This is a genomic window from Ruminococcus sp. zg-924 (genome assembly GCF_024433635.1).
Lineage (GTDB): Bacteria > Bacillota > Clostridia > Oscillospirales > Acutalibacteraceae > UBA7067.
The window spans coordinates 1-24,273 of the sequence record NZ_WNJZ01000015.1 but is presented as its reverse complement, the minus strand read 5'-3'; the positions used below and the strand labels follow the sequence as shown (position 1 = coordinate 24,273).

Annotated in this window: 18 protein-coding genes and 1 other RNA gene; 9 read left to right on the top strand and 10 right to left on the bottom strand. The window is 45.0% G+C overall.

The genetic code is table 11. The features are described from left to right. Positions 1 to 11 precede the first annotated feature (11 nt). From dnaX to uvrA, 6 genes are all read right to left on the bottom strand, one after another. Positions 12 to 1,664 carry a DNA polymerase III subunit gamma/tau gene (gene dnaX / locus GMA13_RS08075; protein ID WP_255883861.1) on the bottom strand — a complete coding sequence of 551 codons (1,653 nt, stop codon included), beginning with the start codon at positions 1,662 to 1,664 and terminating at the stop codon, positions 12 to 14. Positions 1,665 to 1,719: 55 nt separating this feature from the next. Beyond that, an RNA gene (ffs, locus tag GMA13_RS08070) (signal recognition particle sRNA small type) lies at positions 1,720 to 1,818 on the bottom strand. A gap of 105 nt (positions 1,819 to 1,923) precedes the next feature. Continuing rightward, positions 1,924 to 4,266 carry a hypothetical protein gene (locus GMA13_RS08065; protein ID WP_255883862.1) on the bottom strand — a complete coding sequence of 781 codons (2,343 nt, stop codon included), beginning with the start codon at positions 4,264 to 4,266 and terminating at the stop codon, positions 1,924 to 1,926. Positions 4,267 to 4,301: 35 nt separating this feature from the next. Continuing rightward, positions 4,302 to 5,165 carry a 3'-5' exonuclease gene (locus GMA13_RS08060; protein ID WP_255883863.1) on the bottom strand — a complete coding sequence of 288 codons (864 nt, stop codon included), beginning with the start codon at positions 5,163 to 5,165 and terminating at the stop codon, positions 4,302 to 4,304. 8 nt (positions 5,166 to 5,173) lie between these two features. Next, positions 5,174 to 6,991, bottom strand: a complete 1,818-nt coding sequence (typA, locus tag GMA13_RS08055) for a translational GTPase TypA (RefSeq protein WP_255883865.1) — start codon at positions 6,989 to 6,991, stop codon at positions 5,174 to 5,176. Positions 6,992 to 7,069: 78 nt separating this feature from the next. Then, complete coding sequence (gene uvrA, locus GMA13_RS08050) at positions 7,070 to 9,895, bottom strand: excinuclease ABC subunit UvrA (RefSeq protein WP_255883867.1); 2,826 nt, start codon at positions 9,893 to 9,895, stop codon at positions 7,070 to 7,072. 224 nt (positions 9,896 to 10,119) lie between these two features. Between uvrA and iorA the strand changes: the two genes are divergently transcribed. Further along, positions 10,120 to 11,847 (top strand): indolepyruvate ferredoxin oxidoreductase subunit alpha, encoded by a 1,728-nt coding sequence (gene iorA, locus GMA13_RS08045; protein WP_255883870.1) that lies wholly within the window; start codon positions 10,120 to 10,122, stop codon positions 11,845 to 11,847. A gap of 39 nt (positions 11,848 to 11,886) precedes the next feature. Beyond that, positions 11,887 to 12,462, top strand: a complete 576-nt coding sequence (locus GMA13_RS08040) for an indolepyruvate oxidoreductase subunit beta (protein ID WP_255883872.1) — start codon at positions 11,887 to 11,889, stop codon at positions 12,460 to 12,462. A gap of 80 nt (positions 12,463 to 12,542) precedes the next feature. Here the strand turns inward: GMA13_RS08040 and GMA13_RS08035 are convergent, their stop codons facing one another. Beyond that, positions 12,543 to 14,447, bottom strand: coding sequence for an ABC transporter ATP-binding protein (locus GMA13_RS08035; RefSeq protein WP_255883875.1), 1,905 nt, complete (start codon positions 14,445 to 14,447; stop codon positions 12,543 to 12,545). Then, on the bottom strand, positions 14,440 to 16,194 hold the full coding sequence (locus GMA13_RS08030; RefSeq protein WP_255883878.1) for an ABC transporter ATP-binding protein: 1,755 nt from the start codon (positions 16,192 to 16,194) through the stop codon (positions 14,440 to 14,442). Before GMA13_RS08030 ends, GMA13_RS08035 begins: the two co-directional genes overlap by 8 nt. 304 nt (positions 16,195 to 16,498) lie before the next feature. On the opposite strand from GMA13_RS08030, the gene GMA13_RS08025 reads away from it, so the two are divergent. From GMA13_RS08025 to GMA13_RS07995, 7 genes are all read left to right on the top strand, one after another. Further along, entirely contained in the window at positions 16,499 to 17,449 is a 951-nt protein-coding gene (locus GMA13_RS08025; RefSeq protein ID WP_255883880.1) for a metal ABC transporter substrate-binding protein, read from the top strand. A gap of 10 nt (positions 17,450 to 17,459) precedes the next feature. Beyond that, complete coding sequence (locus GMA13_RS08020; protein WP_255883881.1) at positions 17,460 to 18,200, top strand: tRNA1(Val) (adenine(37)-N6)-methyltransferase; 741 nt, start codon at positions 17,460 to 17,462, stop codon at positions 18,198 to 18,200. Between the two features lie 104 nt (positions 18,201 to 18,304). Beyond that, positions 18,305 to 19,144: a 16S rRNA (cytidine(1402)-2'-O)-methyltransferase gene (gene rsmI / locus GMA13_RS08015; RefSeq protein WP_255883895.1), complete on the top strand. Its 840-nt coding sequence runs from the start codon at positions 18,305 to 18,307 to the stop codon at positions 19,142 to 19,144. Between the two features lies 1 nt (position 19,145). Next, positions 19,146 to 20,426: a folylpolyglutamate synthase/dihydrofolate synthase family protein gene (locus GMA13_RS08010; protein ID WP_255883883.1), complete on the top strand. Its 1,281-nt coding sequence runs from the start codon at positions 19,146 to 19,148 to the stop codon at positions 20,424 to 20,426. A gap of 120 nt (positions 20,427 to 20,546) precedes the next feature. Beyond that, the gene (locus GMA13_RS08005) at positions 20,547 to 20,888 is read left to right on the top strand and encodes an anti-sigma factor antagonist (protein ID WP_255883884.1); all 342 of its coding nucleotides are present in this window, start codon (positions 20,547 to 20,549) and stop codon (positions 20,886 to 20,888) included. Beyond that, the gene (gene spoIIAB, locus GMA13_RS08000) at positions 20,875 to 21,306 is read left to right on the top strand and encodes an anti-sigma F factor (protein WP_255883885.1); all 432 of its coding nucleotides are present in this window, start codon (positions 20,875 to 20,877) and stop codon (positions 21,304 to 21,306) included. Before GMA13_RS08005 ends, spoIIAB begins: the two co-directional genes overlap by 14 nt. Further along, positions 21,299 to 21,958, top strand: a complete 660-nt coding sequence (locus tag GMA13_RS07995; RefSeq protein WP_255883888.1) for a sigma-70 family RNA polymerase sigma factor — start codon at positions 21,299 to 21,301, stop codon at positions 21,956 to 21,958. Before spoIIAB ends, GMA13_RS07995 begins: the two co-directional genes overlap by 8 nt. Here GMA13_RS07995 and GMA13_RS07990 read toward each other — a convergent pair whose 3' ends face one another. Beyond that, on the bottom strand, positions 21,959 to 22,219 hold the full coding sequence (locus tag GMA13_RS07990; protein WP_255883890.1) for a pro-sigmaK processing inhibitor BofA family protein: 261 nt from the start codon (positions 22,217 to 22,219) through the stop codon (positions 21,959 to 21,961). A gap of 129 nt (positions 22,220 to 22,348) precedes the next feature. Further along, entirely contained in the window at positions 22,349 to 24,007 is a 1,659-nt protein-coding gene (gene ilvD / locus GMA13_RS07985) for a dihydroxy-acid dehydratase (protein WP_255883893.1), read from the bottom strand. Positions 24,008 to 24,273: the final 266 nt, after the last annotated feature.

Sequence of the window (24,273 nt, the reverse complement as noted above, 5' to 3'; positions counted from 1 at the left end):
ACGGTTTTTGTTTATTCTGTTGTCACCTCAACGCCGCCGCTTTCAAGCTTTTCAGCAAGGCTCTTGAGTGGGTCTGTCTTTTCCTTTGCCTTGTCGCCTGTCGGCTTATAAGGTCCAAGCTTATACACCCTGCCCGTAACCTCTTTAATTGCGCTGCGCATAGCCTCACGCTGATGCTGGCTTTTAAGCATAGAAAACGGCAGCTCGCTGTCCGATTCAATCAGCAGATAATCGCCGCTTGTATATGCGTTTGTCTTGGCAAAGGCGGTTGCAACCGATCTCGACTCCTTTTTCACAACATCAAGCACCTCTTGCCACTGCAGCATTGGAACACAGCTTTTCATAATTTCCTCTAAGCTTGCGCTGCTGTGTACCCTCGCCCTCTCCTGTGTAGGATTGGTTACAATCGGCTTTGACTGCTGTTGCGTATCAGAAGGCACACTCTCAGGAACTGTATAATTTTCAATCGGCTGTTCAGTTGTGGTAGGCTTGCTTTCGGCTGTTACGGTTACGCCGTTTCTAAGCTTGCGTTCAAGTGATGAAAGACGGTCTAAAATTGACTGCAAATCCTGCGACATTTCGGGGGAGCAAATTTTAATCAGTGCCATTTCAAGCTCTGTTCTGCTGTTGTTGCCCCTTGACATTCTGTCGCAGGCAATTTGCAGGACGTCCATTGCATAAATAATTTCCCCTAAAGAAATATATCTTGCCTGCTGTTGTGACTGCGAATATTCCTCGTTTGACATAACAAGCAGCTCTCTCGGCTCCTTGAGCGTTTTAATGAGCATTAAATTTCTGAAATATGAGATAAGCTCACGGCAAAGCTGAGCCATATCCTTTGAGTCCTTGTAAAGCTTGTCTATTGTTATAAGCGCCTCGGCACATTCACGTTCCTTGAGCGAATTGCCAAGTGAGAAAAGATAATCCCTGTTTGCAAGTCCGGACACCTCTCTGACTACCTGCTCAGTAATTTCAAGGGAAGTGCCGATGCACCTGTCGAGAATAGACAGAGCGTCACGAAATGCACCGTCTGCTACGCTCGCAATCAAAAGTGCTGCGTCAACGCTGAGGCTTGCTCCCTCCTGCTGTGCAATATAGCAAAGGCGCTGTGACATATTCTCAGGCGATATTCTGTGAAAATCGAACCGCTGACAGCGTGACAGAATAGTTGCAGGCAGCTTGTGGACCTCGGTTGTGGCAAGTATAAAAAGCACGTGTGCAGGCGGCTCTTCAAGTGTTTTAAGCAACGCATTAAACGCACCGCCGGAGAGCATATGAACCTCGTCTATTATATATACCCTGTATTTTACATTTGGGTTTGACGGAAGCTGCATTGCCTCCTCTATTATGGTTCTTATATTGTCAACGCCGGTGTTGCTTGCAGCGTCAATTTCCACAACGTCATAGAGCTTTCCCTCGGCAAAATCACGGCAATTTTCGCATTGTCCGCAAGGGTCGCCGTTTTGAGAATTAAGACAATTCACTGCCTTCGCCAGAATTTTGGCACAGGTGGTCTTTCCGGTGCCTCTACAACCCGTGAAAAGATAAGCGTGGTTGATTCTTTGTGACACAAGCTCGTTTTTAAGGGCAGTTGTTATATGCTCCTGCCCGACAACATCCTTAAAATACTGTGGCCGCCATTTACGATATAAAACCTGATACATAGGGCACCTCCAAAATAAAAAAACAAGCCAAAACCCACTTATCATTATAATATGTGAACGACAGACTTACTGTATCGCATCGGAACATCCGCTTAATGCTGCTCGGTTCCCCGCCTGACATGGTTCACGGCATCCAATCGCACAGGGCCTGCCGCTCGCATATTACAACGAAAATGAATTCTGACTTGCTTTAATGACGCAAATTCGTCAACGGAATTATTATACATAATTTATGTGGCTAAGTCAAGAGCTTTTTGCATTAACACCAAAACTCAACAAGGCGCTGTGCCTCAAACAAAATATTCGGAAAGCGCTTGAACAAACTGCCGACTTCAATCTCACCGAAGGAAAGAAGCTGAAGCGCCACCAGCACAATGCTCGCAGCCATTGAAATGCAACACAAAAGCGTGCTCTTATTTTGGAGCGATGGTGTTGTTGCAAAATTGCTGTTGCACTCCAGAAATACAAGAATTGCCAAAATCGAAAGGCTTGGCAAAATATCGAGCAAATATCTGAAGGTAACGCCTGCCATACAGTAGTCAAGCCATATTATAACCACACTCAAAACCGCTATAATCAAATATGTTGAAAACTTAACCCTGTTATGGCTTTTGAGCCTTTTGGCTCCTTTGATGTGATTTTTCATTACAAGCGGCAAAAGGACAAGTCCCAATACAATAGACGGGAAACTGATAATGCCAAGAGCCATCTTGTTGTACACATAATGTCCTTGATTAGCAATCGGAATATTAGACATTTCAATGTGCGGAAACTGCGATATGAAATCCATTGGACGCAAGAAATAATTGATAATTGCCGATGGCAGTTCTAAAATACTTACTTTGTTAGCGTGAATATCGTTTACTGTAAGCTGATAGGTTGCGCCGAACTCAAACAGCGAGCCGAATCTGATATAGTTATACCACATCAGCGCAGCTGCGCCGATTATAACAGGCGCAAGGAAAACACCTGCGCAAACTATTTTACGCTTTAAACTGTAATCACGGCGCAAAAGGATATGTATAAACACCGGTGCAAGAATTAACGCACATAAAGCCATTGTAGGACGGCAGCCGACGCAGAGAATAAAGCTTAAGCCGCTGATAAATAGCAGAACAAGCTGTTTTTTCACAGATTTATTTTCATACGACGCAAAAGCAGTCCACAAGCTCAGCAGCAAAAAGCTGAGCGCAGATAAAACAGCGTTAAAATACACGTTTGAGAAGTAGAGAGCATAGAATATTCCTCCGCTGAACACCGCTGTAATAAGTCCTGCAATAAGCAAGAGCATATTCGGCTTTTTGACAAAGCGCTTAACAACGGTCAGCACCGTACCAAACAGGAAAATTATTGCCAAAGCCGCAAAGAAGAACGCTGTCATATTCATTGTCGGCAGCTTGCTTGTTGCAAAATAAAATGGCATATAGAATGTAAGAACCGGCACAATACCGAAGTAAGAAAAATACTGCCCGTTATAGAAAGCTCTGTCCCAGTAAGCACTAACGCCGCTTTCTGCTCGCACTGAGCTGTCATAAGGATTTTCAAGCGTTAAAAGCTTATTATCAACCGGTAAATCAAGGTTCGCCTGACCTTTCATCACCGCATCGAACATCTGCACATAATGGTCGCTGCCAGCTACGCTTGACGGAGTATAGGCTATCGGCTGTTCATGCGGGGCAATGAACAGCAGTGTTGACAAAAGACACAACAGCAGCGCAAATGCAACAGCCACCTTATGCAGTCTTTTGCGGCGGTCATATACCGTCTTATAGAGCTTGAAATGATAAATAAGATAAACTACTATTCCAACAGCCATAAGCACAAAAAAGCGCAAAGCCGAGAACTCAAACGGAACGGCAGATGAAAGCTCAACTGATGTGAGCGTGACAGGATTTTTTATATCACTTAAAGATATAGTAAGGGAATACAAAGTGCCGTAAGGCTTGAGTACAAAGTCGGTATGCTGATATTTAGCAGAGGTTTTCTTCTCTCCGACCGCTATTCTAACCTTAGAGCTGTTCTCATCTGCCATCAGCAACGAACAGTTGAACATATTGTCTGAGCCTGAAAAGTTCAGATGAGCCGCACCAATATTCTCACTGTTAACATTAATTAAAATGCTGCCGTCGCCGCTGAACTCAAAGCTTCCGTTGCTTTGCTGTACGGTGTCTGTGCTTAATATCTGATACTGTGACGGTGAAGGCGTATATCTGCTTTTATCAAGGTCAACGCTCTTAGCGTTAAACACAAATATTTCAAGTAAGAACGGAATAATGCACAGCAAGGCGCAAGCCTTAAGCAGCTTTGATGTGCATTTCTGAGCAAAAGCACCGAGTACAAATCCAAAGAAACACGCAACAGCAAAAACAACATACACGAAAATCGGCACAGTTACGGCTGCTGTGGTTAAAAATTTCACAAATGCACCGCAGAGCAAAACCACTGCAAGGTTTGCTCCGCAAACAATTGCTGCTCGCCTTATCAGCTTTCCTGTGTCTGCAAAGGCGAAAAGCCGCTGTCTAAGCGGCTGTGCAAAAAGAATTGCCGACACTCCTGCGGCGTAGAGCATTACTGTTATTACTGCGGATAAAATAATTTCCATTTTTCGTTCTCACTCATTTTTATTTTATAAAATTTTTATTTGCTGTCTTCTTTCGGCTTTTCCTCAATCGGGATTACAAAATGCTTTATCTCCAAGCCGTCAAATTTTTTCTTAAAGCGAACGGTTGCAAGGCTTGGCACCTTGCATTTCGGACATATTGCCTTTGCTCTGAAGCCTCTGTTTTTGCCCTGCCACTGCGACCTTATCTGCATTTTCTCTCCACATTCGGGACAGAGAGCGTAAAGCTCGCTTCTATCAATAAGCGGATTATTAATATCGGTTATGTAGTGATTTTTAAATGCGATTCTGCGGTAAAAGCTGTCGTCGCATTTATACGTCAGGCTGTCTGCCACATTCTTATCAAAAAGGTGCACAAAGCATTTTGCCGAAAGCTCGCTGTCAGCAAGTGCACGGTGCATTTCTTCTTCGTTAAATTCTATTTCAAGCAGCTGAGCAACAGTGGTAAGTCCCGCCTGCTTGCCGGGATTTGTCAGCGAAAGCCTCTTCTGGCAGTAGTCCTGCAAGTCCATATAATACTGCAAAAATTCAGGTCTTTCGCTGTGCAGAAAGTATTCGCAATTGCTCATAAGCGTTAATATATCGGTAGTACCCCATGTAAGAATAACGCTGTTTTCGGCGAACTCGCTGAATTTGCTGAGTGCATGGGTAAAAGTGTGCTGTGCCGATTCAAGCTCGTCAATGCTTATGTGCGTAAGCTCCTGCACATATTTATTCAGCTTTTTGCCAATTTGCGGCGTAATGAGCATTGAATAGCTATCAACAACGGTTAGGCTCTCGTCAAGCTTAACTGCACCAATATCTATAATTTCGTTTACATACTTTTTTCTGCGGCGGCTGAATGTACCGTTCCACTCAAGGTCAAGAATAACGTAATCCATACGCCTAATCAGCCCTTAAACTGTTTTTTCATACGTTGCTCTTTATTGAGAATAGTTTTTCTCATTCTTATGCTGCTCGGCGTTACCTCAACAAGCTCATCATCAGCGATGAATTCAAGGCACTGCTCCAAGCTCAACACAGTGTGCGGTGTAAGCTTGAGCGCATCGTCGGAGCCTGATGCACGGGTGTTTGTCATATGCTTTTTCTTGCAAACATTTACTACCAAATCTTCAGCCTTCGGGCTTGCACCGCAAATCATACCCTCGTAAACAGGCACGCCTGCTCCTATAAAGAGTCTGCCTCTCTCCTGTGCGGCATAAAGGCCGTACTGAGTTGTTTCGCCTGTTTCAAAGGCTATGAGCGAGCCTTGATGACGGCTGATAATTTCGCCCTTGAACGGCTCGTAGCCGTCAAAAACGTGGTTCATTATGCCGTTGCCGTTAGTATCTGTCATAAATTCACTGCGGTAGCCCATAAGACCTCTTGCAGGTATTTTAAATTCAATGTGAGTAATGCCTGATTCTCTTGTACCCATATTTACAAGCTCTGCTTTACGTGAACCGAGCTTTTCCATAACAGCACCTACATAATTCTCAGGCACCTCTATAATCAAGAATTCGATAGGCTCGTTTAACACACCGTCAATTTTCTTCATAATAACATTCGGTCTTGAAACCTGGAATTCATAGTTTTCACGGCGCATTGTTTCTATAAGGATTGAAAGGTGCAGCTCACCTCTGCCCGATACTCTGAACGTGTCGGCAGAGTCTGTTTCCTCAACCCTCAGCGCAACATTTGTTTCAACCTCTTTAAAAAGACGGTCACGTATATTTCTTGAGGTAACATACTTACCCTCCCTGCCTGCAAAGGGGCTGTTGTTTACCATAAACATCATTGAAACGGTAGGCTCGTCAATCTTTACAAACGGAAGCGGCTCTACCTTGTCCGGTGAACATACGGTTTCACCTATATTGAGGTCGGTAATGCCGGAAACGCACACCAAATCGCCAAGGCTTGCGCTCTCACATTCAACTCTTTTAAGTCCCTCAAACTGGTAGAGCTTTGTTAATTTCACGTTCTTTGTTGAACCGTCACGGCAGCACAAAACAGCGCTCTGACCCGTTTTTACAGAGCCTCTCTCTACCCTGCCGATACCGATCCTGCCTACATAATCGTCATAATCTATATTTGAGAAAAGAATCTGCATCTCTCCGTCGAGGTCGCCTTGCGGAACAGGAACCTCGTTTATGATAGCCTCAAACAGCGGCTTCATATCCGTGCCCGGCTCATACGGGTCGGTTGAAGCAAAGCCGTCACGGGCTGAGGCGTAAATAACAGGGAATTCAAGCTGTTCGTCATCTGCGCCAAGCTCGATGAACAAATCAAGAACCTCGTCAACAACCTCCTCCGGTCTTGCACCCGGACGGTCGATTTTATTAAGCACAACAATCGGCTTTTTGCCAAGGTTCAAAGCCTTTTTAAGCACGAAACGAGTCTGCGGCATACAGCCTTCAAATGCGTCAACAAGCAATAAAACGCCGTCAACCATCATAAGAATACGCTCAACCTCACCACCAAAGTCAGCGTGACCCGGCGTATCAACAATATTTATCTTTGTGCCGTTATACATTACGGCTGTGTTCTTTGAAAGGATTGTGATTCCTCTCTCCCTTTCAAGGTCGTTTGAATCCATAACACGCTCGGCAACAGCCTCGTTTTCTCGGAACACGCCGCTTTGACGCAAAAGCTGGTCAACAAGAGTTGTCTTGCCGTGGTCAACGTGAGCAATGATTGCAACATTCCTTAAATCTTTTCTTTCACCCATAACTATCCCTCTGACTTCTTCAGTTTTTTCACAATTTTATATTATATCACACTATCTTTATTTTGACAAAAACTTTTTCTATTTTGACAATAACTTCTTTAGATACTGCCCTGTGTATGAGTTTTCACATTTTGCAACCTGTTCAGGCGTTCCCTTGGCTACAATAGTGCCGCCGCCATCACCACCCTCCGGGCCTAAGTCAATAATATAATCGGCTGTCTTGATAAGGTCGAGATTATGCTCTATTACAACAACGGTGTTACCGCCGTCAACGAGCTTTTGCAACACTTCGATAAGCTTGTGAACATCGGCTATGTGCAGTCCTGTTGTCGGCTCGTCGAGAATATAAATTGTCTTGCCTGTCGAACGCTTTGAAAGCTCGGTTGCAAGCTTAACACGCTGTGCTTCACCGCCTGACAGAGTTGTTGCAGGCTGACCGATTTTTACATATCCCAAACCAACATCATAAAGGGTTTTCAGCTTGCGCTGTATTTTCGGAATATCGGCAAAGAATGCAAGTCCCTCCTCAACCGTCATTTCAAGCACATCATAAATTGACTTATCCTTATACTTAACCTCAAGAGTTTCTCTGTTGTAGCGTTTACCACCGCACACCTCACATGGAACGTAAATATCTGACAAAAAGTGCATCTCAATTTTTATAATGCCGTCACCCTGACAAGCCTCACACCTGCCGCCCTTAACATTAAACGAAAATCTGCTTGAGGTAAACCCCCTCATTTTCGACTCCTTAACAGAGGCGAATAGCTCCCTTATATCAGTAAATACTCCCGTATAGGTCGCAGGGTTTGAGCGTGGAGTCCTGCCGATGGGGCTTTGGTTTATGTCGATTACCTTGTCGAGATTTTCGATACCATCAATCGTCTTGAATTTTCCTGCTCTTGACTTTGCGCCGTTAAGCTTTTCGGCAAGGTGCTTATATAATATCTCATTTACAAGTGATGACTTACCCGAACCGGACACGCCTGTTACGCAAACAAGCATACCGAGCGGAATCTGAACATTTACATTCTTAAGGTTGTTCTGTGCCGCCCCTCTTATTGTCAGCTTTAATCCGTTGCCCTTTCTGCGAACTTCGGGCAGCTCGATTTTACGCTTGCCGCTTAAATACTGTCCTGTTATTGAGCGCTCGCACTTCTTTATTGTTTCAACATCGCCGCAGCACACAACCTCGCCGCCGTGAACACCCGCACCGGGACCTATATCAACAATATAATCGGCGGCGTACATTGTGTCCTCGTCATGTTCAACCACAATAACAGTGTTGCCTATGTCACGCAGATTTCGCAAAGTGGCAAGCAGCTTGTCGTTGTCACGCTGATGAAGTCCTATGCTCGGCTCGTCAAGGATATATAGCACACCCATAAGCGATGAGCCTATCTGTGTTGCAAGGCGGATTCTCTGGCTTTCACCGCCCGACAGCGTTCCCGACGACCGTGAAAGCGTGAGGTAGTCAAGACCTACGCTGTTTAAAAAGCCAAGGCGCTGTCTGATTTCCTTGAGAATTTCATCGGCTATTATTCTCTCCCTGTCGGTAAGCTCAAGGTTATTTATAAAATCAAGTGCCTCTTTTATCGACTTGTCGCAGAACTCACTGATATTAATACCACCTACAGTAACGGCAAGGCTTATTCTTGACAGTCTTCTGCCCTTACATTCCTCACACGGAACCGCACTCATATATGATTCTATTTCTTCCTTAATCCAGCCGCTCTGAGTTTCTCTGAAGCGTCTTTCAAGGTTGTTTATAACTCCCTCAAATTCAGTGTAATAATCGCCTGTGCCGTACATATTTTTTCTTGTAACCTTTAGCTTTTCACCCTTTAGTCCGTACAGAATAACGTCCACAACCTCGTCCGGCAAATCCTTTATCGGGGTGTCGAGCGAAAATTTCAGTTTTTTTGCAAGTGCTTCAAAGTACATTGCGGCAATCGTGCTGCCCTCCATTGCCCAACCGCTGCCCTTTATGCCGCCCTGAGCAATTGACTTGTTCCGGTCAGGGATTACAAGGTCGGGGTCAACTCGCATAAACACGCCGAGTCCTGTGCATTTCGGGCAGGCACCGAAAGGGTTATTGAATGAAAACATTCGTGGGCTAAGCTCATCAATGCTCGTTCCATGCTCCGGACAGGCGTAATTCTGAGAAAACAGCATATCCTCGCCGTCCTGAACGCTAACAACGACAAGCCCCTTTGTAAGCGAGGCGGCGGTTTCTAATGAATCGGCAAGACGGGAGTTGATGCCCTCTTTTATCACAAGGCGGTCAACCACAATTTCTATATTGTGCTTTTTATTCTTTTCAAGCTCTATCTTTTCACTAAGGTCATATATTATCCCGTCAATTCTCATTCTTGCGTAGCCGCTTTTGCCTGCCGCCTCGATTTCTTTTTTGAACTCGCCTTTTTTTCCCCTTGCAATCGGAGCAAGAATTTGAATCTTTGTTCTTTCGGGCAAAGTCATAACCCTGTCAACAATCTGGTCTATGGTCTGCTGTTTTATCTCTCTGCCACATTCGGGACAGTGCGGAATACCTATTCTTGCGTACAAAAGGCGAAGATAATCATAAATCTCAGTAACCGTGCCGACTGTTGAGCGGGGATTCTTTGAGGTTGTTTTCTGGTCTATTGATATGGCAGGCGAAAGGCCCTCAATGCTTTCAACATCAGGCTTTTCCATCTGCCCCAAAAACATTCTTGCATAGGACGAGAGGCTTTCAACATATCTTCTCTGTCCCTCAGCATAGATTGTGTCAAAGGCAAGCGAGGATTTGCCCGAACCGGAAAGGCCGGTCAACACCACCAGCTTATCCCTCGGAATTTCAACATCTATATTTTTAAGGTTATGCTCGTTTGCACCCCTTACAATAATATTCTTTTCAGCCATTTAACCCATCCTTTCAGAGATTCTGTTATCCGAATGTTTGTTCTGTTACCTATTCTTAAATATACCTTAATTTAAAATTTTTTTCAACCGTTAATTTTGTTTTGCAACCTTATCTCGGTTTTGCACAAAGATTAACACAAATTGCCACAATTATCTTGCACTTGTTACATTATTTTGATACAATATAAGATGAATAATCGTTTTATTGACAAAGGTGGTATATAATGAAAAAGCTAATGCTTGGCAACGAGGCTGTTGCCAGAGGACTTTATGAAGCAGGCGTTCGGGTTGCGTCAAGCTATCCCGGTACGCCAAGCACCGAAATAACCGAGAATGCGGCGAAGTACGATGAAATCCGCTGTGAATGGGCGCCGAATGAAAAGGTAGCAGCTGAGACTGCCGCAGGTGCTTGCTTTGCAGGAGCGAGAAGCTTCTGTGGTATGAAACACGTCGGACTCAACGTAGCCGCCGACCCCTTCTTCACAATGAGCTACATAGGTGTAAACGGCGGTATGATGCTTGCCGTTGCCGACGACCCGGGTATGCATTCCTCTCAGAATGAGCAGGACTCACGAAACTACGCAAAGGCGGCTAAGGTTCCTATGTTGGAGCCTGCTGACTCCGCTGAATGTAAACGCTTTACAAAGCTTGCGTATGAGCTTAGCGAGGAATATGACACTCCGGTTGTTCTGCGCCTTACAACAAGAATAGCACATTCAAGAAGTCTTGTTGAAATTGAGGACAGAACAGAGCTGCCGCTTAAGGAATACAAGAAAAATCCGCAGAAAAACGTAATGCTGCCTGCATTTGCAAAGGGCAGACACGTTTTTGTTGAGCAAAGAACAGAAAAGCTGCGTGATTTTGCCGAGAAAGCAGATTTCAACCGCATTGAAATGAATGACACCTCAATAGGCATTATAGCCGCAGGCGACTGCTACCAATACGCTAAAGAGGCTTTGGGCAACAAGGCGTCATACCTGAAGCTCGGTATGATTTATCCGCTGCCTGAAAAGCTTATCAAGGACTTTGCAGCTAAGGTAGATAAGCTTTATGTTATAGAGGAGCTTGACGATTTCATTGAATCGCACTGCCGCAAGATAGGTCTTAACCCTATTGGCAAGGAGCTGTTCTCGCTTTGCGGCGAGTTCTCACAGAACACAGTCAAAGAGCTTATCTTGGGTAAAAAGCCCGACTGTTTATCCCTTGATACAAATATTCCCGTTCGCCCACCTGTTATGTGCTGTGGCTGTCCTCACAGAGGCTTATTCTATGCACTTAAAAAGCTAAAGGTTTATGTAAGCGGTGACATCGGCTGTTACACTCTCGGTGCATCAGCTCCGCTTGCTATGATGGACACCTGCGTATGTATGGGCGCATCTGTTTCTGCTCTGCACGGCTTCAATCTTGCAAGAGGTGCGCAGAGCGAGAAAAAGTCGGTTGCCGTTATCGGTGATTCAACCTTTATGCATTCGGGCGTTACAGGTCTTATCGACATAGCCTACAACGCAACAAACTCGGTTGTAATAGTGCTTGACAACTCAATTACAGGTATGACGGGTCATCAGCAGAACCCGACCACAGGTTACACAATTAAGGGAGACCCTGCGTCAGCCGTAAATCTTGAAAGCCTTTGCCACGCTGTCGGCATTGACAATGTTGCTGTGTGCGACCCGTATAATCTTGAAGAAACAATCGCAGTTATCAAAGAGCAGCTTGAAAAGGACGGCCCGTCCGTAGTTATTTCAAGAAGACCGTGTGCGCTTTTGAAATACGTTAAGCATAATCCGCCGCTTCGTATTGAATCGGATAAGTGCGTTGGCTGCAAAATGTGCCTGTCAATCGGCTGTCCGGCAATCAGCATTAAGGACGGCAAGGCACAGATTGACCAGATGCAGTGCGTTGGCTGCGGAGTTTGCGAGAGCCTTTGCAAGAAGTCTGCTATCGTTGAATAAACAAATTAATCAGAACAATACCGAAAGGATTGATCATATATGAACGATGTAAAATCAGTTTTAATCGTCGGCGTAGGCGGTCAGGGAACATTGCTTGCAAGCCGACTTTTGGGCAATGCTCTTTTAAGCCGTGACTATGACGTTAAGGTTTCAGAGGTTCACGGAATGAGCCAAAGAGGCGGCTCGGTTGTTACATATGTACGCTACGGAGAAAGCGTTTCTTCCCCTATCATAGAGCTGGGCGAGGCTGACCTTATTCTCTCGTTTGAAGCTCTGGAAGCTGCAAGATTTTTGCCATATCTTAAAAAGAGCGGAAAAATCATTGTAAACACACAGCAGATTGACCCGATGCCTGTTGTAACGGGTAACGCTGTTTATCCGGATGATGTACTCGGACAGATTAAGTCACTCGGCGTTGAGGTTATCTCAGCCGACGCTTTGAGCCTTGCCGAACAAGCAGGCAGCGTTAAGGCTGTAAACGTAGTGCTTATGGGAATGCTTGCAAAGCAAACCGACATTGAAAAGCAGGTTTGGATTGACACCGTAAAGCAGACAGTTCCGTCGAAGTTCTTGGAGCTTAATATTAAGGCATTTGAGTTGGGCTATAATCAGTAAAAATTAACTATAACACAAGATAAAAGGCTATGAATCCGCAAATGAATTCATAGCCTTTTTGTTCTTTAGATTAAAATATATCAATCCAGCTCAAATGCGCCTGTGTAAAGGCTGTAATACTTGCCCCTTTCCGCTATGAGCTGTTCGTGATTGCCACGCTCTATAATTCTGCCTTGCTCAAGCACCATTATAACATCAGAATTTCTGACAGTGCTCAGCCTGTGCGCTATAACAAACACCGTTCTGCCTGACATAAGCGCATCCATACCGCTTTGAACAATAGACTCGGTTCTTGTGTCGATTGAGGAGGTTGCCTCGTCAAGAATCATAACAGGCGGGTCTGCAACAGCCGCTCTTGCTATCGCAATAAGCTGGCACTGACCCTGTGACAGGCTTCCGCCGTCACCCGATATAACCGTATCATAACCGTGCGGAAGCTGATTGATAAACGTGTCGGCGTTTGCAAGCCTTGCCGCCGCATACACCTCTTCATCAGTAGCATTCAGATTGCCGTAACGGATATTCTCTCTTATTGTTCCCGTGAACAGGTTTGTATCCTGCAAAACCATACCGAGTGACCGTCTTAAATCGCTCTTTTTAATCTTGTTGATGTTTATGTCATCATATCTTATCTTACCGTCTGCAATGTCATAAAAGCGGTTGATAAGGTTTGTTATTGTTGTTTTGCCTGCGCCTGTCGAGCCGACAAAGGCAAGCTTCTGACCCGGCTTTGCCTCAAGGGTTACATTGTGAAGCACCGTCTTTTTCTCGTCATAACCAAAGTCAACGTCAAAAAACTCGACCTTACCCTGAAGTCTTGTATAGGTAACGCTGCCGTCCTCATGCGGATGCTTCCAAGCCCAGATACCTGTATTCATCTCAGCCTCGCAAAGCTCGCCGCTCTTATTGTATTGTGCATTTACAAGCGTTACATAGCCGTGATCCTCTTCAGGCTGCTCATCCATCAGCTCAAAAATTCTGTCTGCACCTGCTAAAGCCATTACAACCATATTTATCTGCTGAGAAACCTGAGTTATCGGGTTTGTAAAGCTACGGCTTAGCTGCAAAAACGCTGCTATGCCGCCAAGAGTCAATCCTCCAAAACCGGAAAGTGCAAACGCACCGCCTGCTATTGCGATAACAACATACAGCAGGTTACCGAGGTTGCCCATTATCGGCATAAGAATATTTGCAAATGTATGAGCCGCTGTTGCGCTTTTGCAAAGCTTTTCATTGAGTGCGTCAAACTCCTGCTTTGACTTTTCTTCGTGGCAGAAAACCTTGACTACCTTCTGACCGTTTACCATTTCGTCAATATAGCCGTTTACAATGCCGAGATCCTCTTGCTGTTTTGCAAAGTAGCTTCCGCTTTTGCCGCCGATTCTGCCCGTAACAAAAATCATTAATACAACAAACGCAAGGGTCAGCAGTGTAAGCGCCCAGCTTGTCATAATCATAGCTGCCAAAACGGCAACTATTGTTATAAGAGATGACATAACCTGAGGAATACTCTGCGAAATCATCTGGCGCAGCGTATCGGTATCGTTTGAAAAACGGCTCATAGTGTCGCCAAATGCGTGAGTATCGAAGTATTTAATAGGCAAGGACTGCATATGCTCGAACATCTCGTCACGCAATCTTTTTATAGTACCCTCGGAAATTATAATCATTATCCTGTTGTATAATAAGGTTGCGACTACGCCGATAAGGTAAATTCCCGCCATAATTAAAATTGCTCTGAAAAGCTCTGAAAAATCGGGTACAGCCTGCTTGAGCAGAGGCGTTATATAGTCATCAATAACAACCTGCAAAAACATAGAGCCGATAACGCCTGTTACAGCGCTAAGTATAATACATACGACAACGACAACGAACGAAGCCTTGTATTTTCTGACATACTCCATAAGCCTTTTAATCGTTTTGCCGCTTACTTTTTTGCCTCGGCTTGCCGCCGCTGCCCTAGCGGCTCTTTGCTGTTTATTCATCCTCGTCACCGCCCTTCTGCTGTGAGATATAAATTTCACGGTAAATCTCGTTGTTTTTCATCAGCTCCTCATGAGTGCCGACAGCAATTATTTTTCCGTTGTCCATTACAACAATCTTATCAGCATGCTGGACTGATGAAATTCTCTGAGCGATAATGAGCTTTGTGGTGTCGGGAATTTCGTTTGCGAAAGCCTCTCTGATAAGTGCGTCTGTCCTTGTGTCTACCGCACTTGTTGAATCATCAAGAATAATTATCTTCGGCTTTTTCAGCAAAGCCCTTGCAATACAAAGTCTTTGTCTTTGACCGCCCGAAACATTAGAGCCACCCTGCTCTATCATAGTGTCATATCCGTCAGGCATTTGACGGATAAACTCGTCAGCTTGCGCAAGCTTACAAACACGCTCAACCTCCTGCTGAGTTGCGTGTTCGTCGCCCCAACGAATATTATCGCTTACAGTGCCTGAGAACAGTACGTTCTTTTGCAGCACCATTGCTACCTCGCTTCTCAGCGACTCTATGTCGTATTTTTTTACGTTCACTCCGCCTACATAAACGGCGCCGCCGTTTACGTCATAAAGCCTCGGAATAAGCTGAACAAGGCTTGATTTTGACGAGCCGGTACCGCCAATGATACCGACTGTTTCGCCCGACTTAATATCAAGGTTAATATCACTCAGGCAAGGCTTTGCGTTGCTTTCCTTGCCGTAAGAAAAGCTCACATTGTCAAACCTTATTGAGCCGTCTTTAATAATAAAAATCGGATTATCGCAGTCTTTAATGTCGCTCTTTTCGTCAAGCAGCTCAACAACTCTCTCTGCCGAGGCTCTTGACATTATTATCATAACAAACACCATAGCGAGCATCATAAGGCTCATAAGAATCTGCATGGCGTATGATACAAGGCTCATAAGCTGACCCGTTGTGAAGCCAACGGCCGGGTCGTTGCCCGAATCAACAATTTTTCCTGCGCCGAACCAAGATATAAGAAGCATACATGCGTAAATGCATAGCATCATAAGCGGCATACAGGTGATAAGCGCTTTTTGTGCAAGTGTGAAGTTCTTGTATATATCGCCCGACACCTTACGGAATTTCTGTGTTTCCAGGTCTTCACGCACATACGCCTTTACAACCCTTATTCCTCTTAAGTTCTCGCCGACAACGTTGTTCATCTTATCATAGGTCTTGAACACTCGCTCAAAGGCAGGTCTTGCAATCTTTACAATTATAATCATACCGACAAGCAAAATCGGAATTACACCTACAAAAATAAGCGCCATACCGGGATTGATACTAAACGACATTACAAGCGAGAAAGCAAGCATAATAGGGCTTCTCACCGCCATACGTGTAATCATCTGATAGGCGTTCTGAACATTTGTAACGTCTGTTGTAAGACGTGTTATAATGCTTGAGTTTGAGAAGTTGTCGATATTGCGGAACGAAAAATCCTGTAGAGTATAGAACATATCGTGGCGCAGATTTTTTGCAAATCCGGCTGACGCTTTAGCCGCCGTTGCACCTGCCATTGCGCCGAAAAACAGTGACAATATTGCACAAGCAACAAGCAGTAAGCCCATATTGATAATATAGTCCATATTATTTCTTTCAATACCGTAATCAATCAGCATTGACATAAGCAGAGGTATTATAACCTCCATTGCCACCTCTAAGGAGACAAGCACAGGGGTGAGAATAGTAGGAAGCTTGTATTCTCTGATACTGTGCATAAGCTTTTTAATCATTTAATTCACCCTTTCACATTCACTTTAACATACCAAATTCTTCCTTCACAACCGGATAGTTACTTTAAATTATATTATATATCCTCGCTCCAATCTACAAGTCCGTTATGAACTAATTGTTAATAAATTATGATTAATTTTTGGTCTGTTATTTTGTTTGAGTTTGTGTTATTATTAAAGGTATGATTAGATTTTAAAGCATAAGCAACCACATTGCATTGCAATATGCTGCAACAAGGTTGTAAAATTGCGAATACACTTTTACTCATTCTACGAGCAAACTAAGCCAATGAAAGGGAAAACTATGAAAAAATTCATCTCTGTATTAACCGCAGCCGTAATTTTAACTCTATCTCTTTTTGGCTGTGCGATAAACACCGAGCAATCGGACAAGCTGAAAATAGTTGCCTCTCTTTTCCCTGCTTATGACTTTGCACGCAACATTGCTCTTGACAACGCACAGGTCACCCTGCTGCTTCCGCCGGGCGTTGAAACTCATTCCTATGAGCCGACCCCGAAGGATATGGTTGAAATACAAAACTGCGATATTTTCATCTATAACGGCGGTGAGTCAGAAAGCTGGATAGACGGCATACTGGACTCCCTTGACAGCACTAAGTTTAAAACTGTAAAATTGATCGACTGCACCGACGCTCTGCTTGAGGAGGACGAGTCCTACGATAATGATGAGCAAGAACACGGTCATGAGCATGATGGCGACGAGGTCGGCTATGACGAACATATATGGACCTCTCCTGCAATATGCATTGAGCTGTGTAATGCGATTGAGTCTGCAATTTCCTCTGCTGACAGCGGCAACGCCGCACAGTACCGAAAAAACCTTAAATCCTACACTGCAAAGCTTTCACAGCTTGACAAAAGCTTTAAAGATGTTGTTGATAACAGCGCAAGGCAGGAAATAATCTTCGGCGACCGCTTTCCGTTCAAATACTTTGCACAGCACTACGGTCTGACATACCACGCTGCTTTTCCGGGCTGCAGCTCGCAGACCGAGCCAAGCGCCGCAACAATGGCAAGGTTGATAACAGAAACCAAGGAAGATAAAATTCCCGCAGTATTTTATATTGAGATGTCAAACCACGCTGTTGCCGACGCTATCTGTAAGGAAACAGGGGCAAAAGCTCTGCTGTTTCACTCCTGCCACAACTTAACAAGGGACGAAACTAATGCCGGCGAAACATACCTTTCGCTTATGAATAAAAATCTCAAGAATCTTAAAATCGCACTGAATTGAGGTGAGCGCAATGCTGAATGATGATGAACATTTCGAGCCTCTCGGAAACGGTATTGAGGTTATAGTATCAAAAATACACCGTTTTGGCACCGACACCGTACTGCTAGCCAATTTTTCCAAACCTAAAGAATGGGAAAATGTCTGTGAGTTTGGCAGTGGCTGCGGAGCAATTGCGCTTATCTGGTGCAGGGAAAAGCCGCCAAAGCACATTACGGCAGTTGAGCTGCAATCTGACGGTGCGGATATGATAAGGCGCAGTACTGCTCATAACGGACTTGAAAGAAGGATTGACGTACTAAACGACGACCTGCGCAGCCTAACCTCGCTCTCACCCGGAAGCTTTGACCTTATCGCCTGCAATCCCCCTTACAAGCAGCAAGGCGGCGGCATAATAAATACAAACGAAGGAAAGCTGCTTGCAAGGCACGAATACACCTGCACAATTGAGGATGTATGTCGGAGTGCCGCAAGGCTTCTGCGTTTCGGCGGCAGGCTTTGCCTTTGTCAGCGTCCCGAAAGACTCAGCGACGTTATCTGCGCTATGAGAGAGTCGGGCATTGAACCGAAAAGACTAAGACTTATCCAGCAGAGAAAAACAAAAGCACCCAAGCTGTTTCTTATAGAGGGCAAAAAGGGCGGAAAAAGCGGCGGTCTTGTTGTTAATGACACTCTGCTTATTGAGGATGAAAACGGCGGGTTATCAAGTGAGATGATTGAAATTTACGGCGACTATAAGACAGGTCACATATAGTAAAGCTTTGTGTTAACAGCTTTACGGTTAAGTCTGCCTTACATCAGGCGAAGTATTTGCCTTGCAAATATAATGTTTATTTTTGGGGCAAGTTTTTGGAGGAAATAATGAGCGTATTATATGTTGTAGGAACGCCGATAGGCAATCTTGGCGATATGTCGCCGAGAGCAGTTGAAACACTATCAAGCGTTGATTTTATTGCGGCTGAGGATACAAGGGTAACGCTGAAGCTACTCAACCACTTCAATATCAAAAAGCCGCTTATCAGCTATTTTGAGCATAATAAAGCAGAGAGAGGCGAAATTATCTGCCAAAAAATACTAAGCGGTCAAAGCTGTGCGCTTGTAACAGACGCAGGTATGCCGGCTATATCAGACCCTGGCGAGGAGCTTGTGCGTCAGTGCCGTGAAAAGGGCATAAAAACCGTTGCGGTTCCCGGACCCAGCGCAGTCGTCAGCGCACTTGCACTGTCCTCGCTGCCAACAGGAAGGTTCACCTTTGAAGGTTTTTTGAGTATGAACAAGAAAAGCCGCCGTGAGCATTTAGAGGAAATTAAGGACGAGCGGCGTACTATGGTGTTTTATGAAGCTCCTCACAAGCTGCCGTCAACACTTAACGATTTATACAATGCTTTGGGCGACCGTGAAATATCAATTGTGCGTGAGCTTACAAAACTGCACGAGGAGGTTATACACACCACCCTTAAGGCTGCTGTCGAAAAATACGGTGACGGCGGCATAAGGGGTGAGATTGTGCTTGTAATCAAGGGAGCTGAGAAAAAACAGGAGGAAAACCTTACTCTTGAACAGGCTGTTGCCCTTGCAGCGGATTTATGCAATAATGACGGCTGTTCCCTGTCTGACGCTTGCAAAAGAGCCGCCAAAGAAACAGGGTTTAAAAAGGGCGAGATATACAAGACTTTACTCTCCCGAAAGGACGGATAAAATGGACTTTAATACAGCTATGGAAAAAATCAGCTCACTTCTGCGCTTCGGCTCAATGCCGGGGCTTGCACGAATACAAAAGCTTCTTGATAACATAGGCAATCCCGAACGCAAGTGCCGCTTTATTCACGTTGCAGGCACAAACGGAAAAGGCTCGATATGCACAATGCTGTCAGAAATTTTGCGCAAAAGCGGATACAAAACCGGTCTTTTCACCTCCCCTTATATAATCGAATTCTGCGACAGAATAAGCATTGACGGCGAGATAATACCGAAAAATGATGTTGCCGATATTGTCGAAAAGATATTCCCGATAATTGAGCAAATGAATGCAAACGGCGAGCCGATAACCGAGTTTGAATGTATAACGGCTATTGCCTTTGAATATTTCTACCGCCAAAGCTGTGACATTGTAGTGCTTGAAACGGGACTCGGCGGAAGGTTTGACTCTACAAACGTCATATCCACCCCTGTCACATCGGTAATAACCTCAATAAGCCTTGACCACACTGCCGTTCTCGGAGATACGCTTGATATGATAGCGGCAGAAAAAGCAGGTATAATCAAGCAGGGCGGCTCAACCGTATTCTGTCCTCAGGAGGACATTGTAAACAAGGTAATTACAAAAACGGCACAGAGCCTTGACAACAAGCTGTACGGGGTTGATATGAGCCGCTGTACCGTTTTATCGGAACAGCTCGGCAACAGCAAGTTCGAGTACAAAGGCGAAAAATACGCAATCACTCTCGCCGGTAGACATCAGATTAAAAACGCCTGCACTGTTGTTGAGGCTGTAACGCCGCTTAGAAACGCAGGCTTTGATGTAAACGATGAAGCCGTAAAATACGGCATAAAAAAGGCGTTTATTCCGGCACGGTTCGAGGTTGTCAAAAACGACCCATTGACTATTCTTGACGGTGGTCACAATCCATCCGGTCTTGCAGCACTGTCATCAGCGGTTAAAGAATATCTTCCTGACAAGCACATTTCCTGCGTAATGAGTATGCTGCGTGACAAGGCGGTTGAATGTTCACTGGTACATCTTAAGGGACTTTTTGACAAGGTGTATATAGTTGAGATTGAAAACCCACGTAAAATGCCCGCACAGCAGCTCAAGGCAATAGCAGACAGCTATTTTGACTGTGTTGAAATCTGCCTTGATAAGCAGGAGGCAATAAGCCGTGCAATAAATGACGCTAAGCAAAGCGGCGGTGCGGCTCTTGTTTGCGGCTCGCTGTATCTTGCGTCTGAAATAAGAAAGATTATTCTGGAAAAGCTGTAAAATTTATTTTCTCAACGCAATTCGATAAAATAATTTAAAAAGATGACTTATCATTATAACGGTAGGTCATCTTTTTTATATACAAATTTATACTCAAAAATCTGCAAAGGGATGAAAAATATGAATGTTTCTTTCAGCCTCCGCCAAGGGGAGCTAACGGCATATCTTTACGGCGAAATCGACCACCATACCGCCCGTAGTATGCGCCAGAGAATTGACGGTGAAGCCGAGCGCACTCACCCAACTCTGCTTATTCTTGATTTTTCGCAGGTGGTTTTTATGGATAGCAGCGCAATCGGACTTATTATGGGCAGATATCGCTTAATGCAGCTTATCGGCGGATACATAAGAGTGTCAAATGTGCCGCCGCATTTAAGGCGAATAGTCGAGCTGTCCGGCATAGGCGCACTCGGTGTGCTTGAATTCAAAGGAAAGGAGAAGAGTAAAAATGAAAGTGCTTAACGAAATGAAGCTGTCCTTTCTGAGCAAGAGCGTAAATGAAAGCTTTGCAAGAGGTGCTGTCAGCGCATTTTTAATGCAGCTTGACCCCACAGTATCACAGCTTGCCGACATAAAAACAGCGGTTTCCGAGGCTGTAACAAACTGTATTGTTCACGCATACCCCGAAAGCACGGGTATGATATACATAACCGCCAAGGTTCTTGAGGACAACAAATTTGTTGTCAGCGTGCGTGACAAGGGCTGTGGCATAAGCGACATAAAGCAGGCTATGGAACCGCTGTTCACCACAGGAGGCGAAGAACGGGCAGGCCTTGGCTTTGCAGTTATGCAGAGCTTTACTGACAAGATAAGGGTAAGCTCCACTCCGGGCAAGGGAACTACCGTAACAATGACAAAGCAGCTTGATGACAATGAATGAGCGTGAACGCTTTATAAGCAAAAACACAGGGCTTGTCCACAGCTGCGCCGCACGCTTTAAAAACAGGGGTATTGAATACGAGGACTTATACAGTGCAGGCTGTATCGGACTTATTAAGGCATATGACCGATTCGACCCAAGCCTGGGGTACAAGTTCTCAACCTACGCTGTGCCGCTTATACTCGGTGAAATTAAAGGTCTTTTCAGAAGCGGCGGAGCGGTTAAGGTAAGCCGCAGAATAAAGGAGCTGTCAATTAAGGTTATAAAGGAACAGCAGAAATATATCGCCCTGCACGGTGAAAGTCCAAGTGTAACTATACTTGCGCAGTTGCTCGGTGAGAGTGAGGAGCTTATAACTCAGGCAGTGTCATCAAACGTTCAGGTTCTATCGCTTTCATCATGCGACAATGACGAAAACGGGCGTGAAATCGACCTGCCCGTTGAATCACATGATACATCACTTACTGAGATACTCTCGCTTCGGCAGGCAATAAGCGAGCTTCCTGAGAATGACCGTGAGCTAATAAAGCTCAGATATTTCAAGAACAAAACTCAAAGCCAGACTGCAAAGGAGCTGAATATGACTCAGGTACAGGTAAGTCGACGAGAGAAAAAGATAATGGCGGTTATGCGTGAAAAGCTGACGGTGTAATCACAAAATCATATTCATAACAAGCAGCAGCGTAACGCCCGGTATTCCGCCGACAGCCGCACCGCACAGACTGAGTATACTCACAGGCAGGGTAACGCCTGTGTATGCGCCTGTTATGTTGACAACGGCAAGTGCAATAAGCCCGCTGCACATTGTCAAGAACGCCTTACGAAACGGCTTCTTCTCCCCCGAAAACGCTTGTATTATCAAAAAAACTAAAAATCCTCCGCCGAGTATTATCCACACAAGCCAATGCTCCATATATAAAACCTCCTGCTGATGCTTATTAATTCTATGCAGGAGGCTTTGTTTTTATGTTTTTAAACAGCAGAGCCGATGAATTGTGACTTTTCACAGCTCATCGGCTCGGTATTATATTAAATTCAGGGCTTAATCAAGCACTGCGCCTGTGCAGCCGGAGGAAACAAGCTTTGCATACCTTGAAAGATAGCCTGTTGTTATTCTCGGCTCTCTCGGTTTCCAGTTCTTTCTTCTCTGTTCAAGCTCCTCGTCGGACACGTGCACATTTATTGTGTTTGCCGGGATATCTATTTCAACAATATCACCCTCTTCGATAAGGGCAATGTTGCCGCCGACAGCTGCCTCTGGAGAAACGTGACCGATTGCGGCTCCTCTTGTTGCGCCTGAGAAGCGTCCGTCTGTAATTAGCGCAACGCAGTTGCCAAGACCGCTGCCCATAATAGCAGAGGTCGGGTTGAGCATTTCTCTCATTCCGGGTCCACCCTTCGGGCCTTCATAGCGAATAATAACAACCTCGCCTGCGTTTATCTTGCCGTCATAAATAGCGTTAAGAGCGTCCTCCTCACAGTCAAACACTCTTGCCTTACCGCTGTGGTGCATCATCTCAGGTGCAACGGCTGAGCGCTTTACAACACAGCCGTCCGGCGCAAGGTTTCCCTTGAGCACTGCGATACCGCCTGTTTTACTGTACGGGTTGTCTACTGTTCTTATAATCTCGGTATCCTTAATCTCGCAGTTTGCAATGTTCTCGCCTACTGTTTTACCTGTGCAGGTCATAAGGTCTGTGTGCAGAAGATTGAGCTTAGTAAGCTCATGCATTACGGCATAAACGCCGCCTGCCTCGTTAAGCTCCTCCATAAAATGCTCGCCCGCAGGAGCAAGATGGCAAAGGTTAGGAGTTTTTGCGGAAATGTTGTTTGCTATGTCAAGGTGCAAATCTATGCCACATTCATGAGCGATAGCCGGAAGGTGAAGCATACTGTTTGTACTGCATCCGAGAGCCATATCAACTGTCAGGGCGTTCTCAAACGCCTCCTGTGTCATAATATCTCTCGGACGGATATTCTTTTTGTACAAATCCATTACAGCCATACCGGCAAGCTTGCCAAGGCGGATTCTTTCGGAATAAACAGCAGGAATTGTGCCATTGCCCTTAAGTCCCATACCGAGAACCTCAGTAAGGCAGTTCATACTGTTAGCGGTAAACATACCTGAGCAGGAGCCGCATGTCGGGCAAGCCTTGTTTTCGTATTCACAAAGCTTTTCCTCATCAATCTCGCCAACCTTAAAGCGGCTTACAGCCTCGGAAACGGTTGAGTAGCTTACCTTCTTGCCATCAACAATACCTGCAAGCATCGGACCGCCGCTGACAAATACGGTTGGAACATTTACCCTTGCCGCCGCCATCAAAAGGCCCGGAACATTTTTGTCGCAGTTTGGAACCATTACAAGCGCATCAAGCGCATGAGCCTTAGCCATAGCCTCGGTTGAGTCTGCAATAAGCTCACGGGTTACAAGAGAGTACTTCATACCCTCGTGACCCATTGCAATACCGTCGCAAACAGCAATAGCCGGAAATACAAGCGGCACACCGCCTGCCATTGCAACACCCTGCTTAACAGCCTCAACAACCTTGTCAATATTCATATGACCCGGTACAATATCGTTTTTTGAGCTTACGATACCTACAAGCGGCTTGCCAATCTCTGCGTCTGTAAGACCCAAAGCATGCAGAAGCGTTCTCTGCGGAGCAGCGTTTACTGATTTTGTTATCATATCACTTTTCATTTTATATTCACTCCCGAAAATAATTTTTGTTTATCGGCAGAACCTTTCAGTTGAAATTAAAAGCCTGCTTTTTGACTTATAATTATATCACACTTACAAGACTCTGGCAAGGATTTCATTCGACAATTTGCTCTTAATTTTCTGCGTTGTAAATAGATGTGACCCAATTTGGTAAAAAAATAAACTAACGATATGGTATAGTGTTTTTGCTTGCCTTTGGAGTGGAGCGTAGCGTAACGGAAAAGGCAAGCAAAAACACAGCGGTT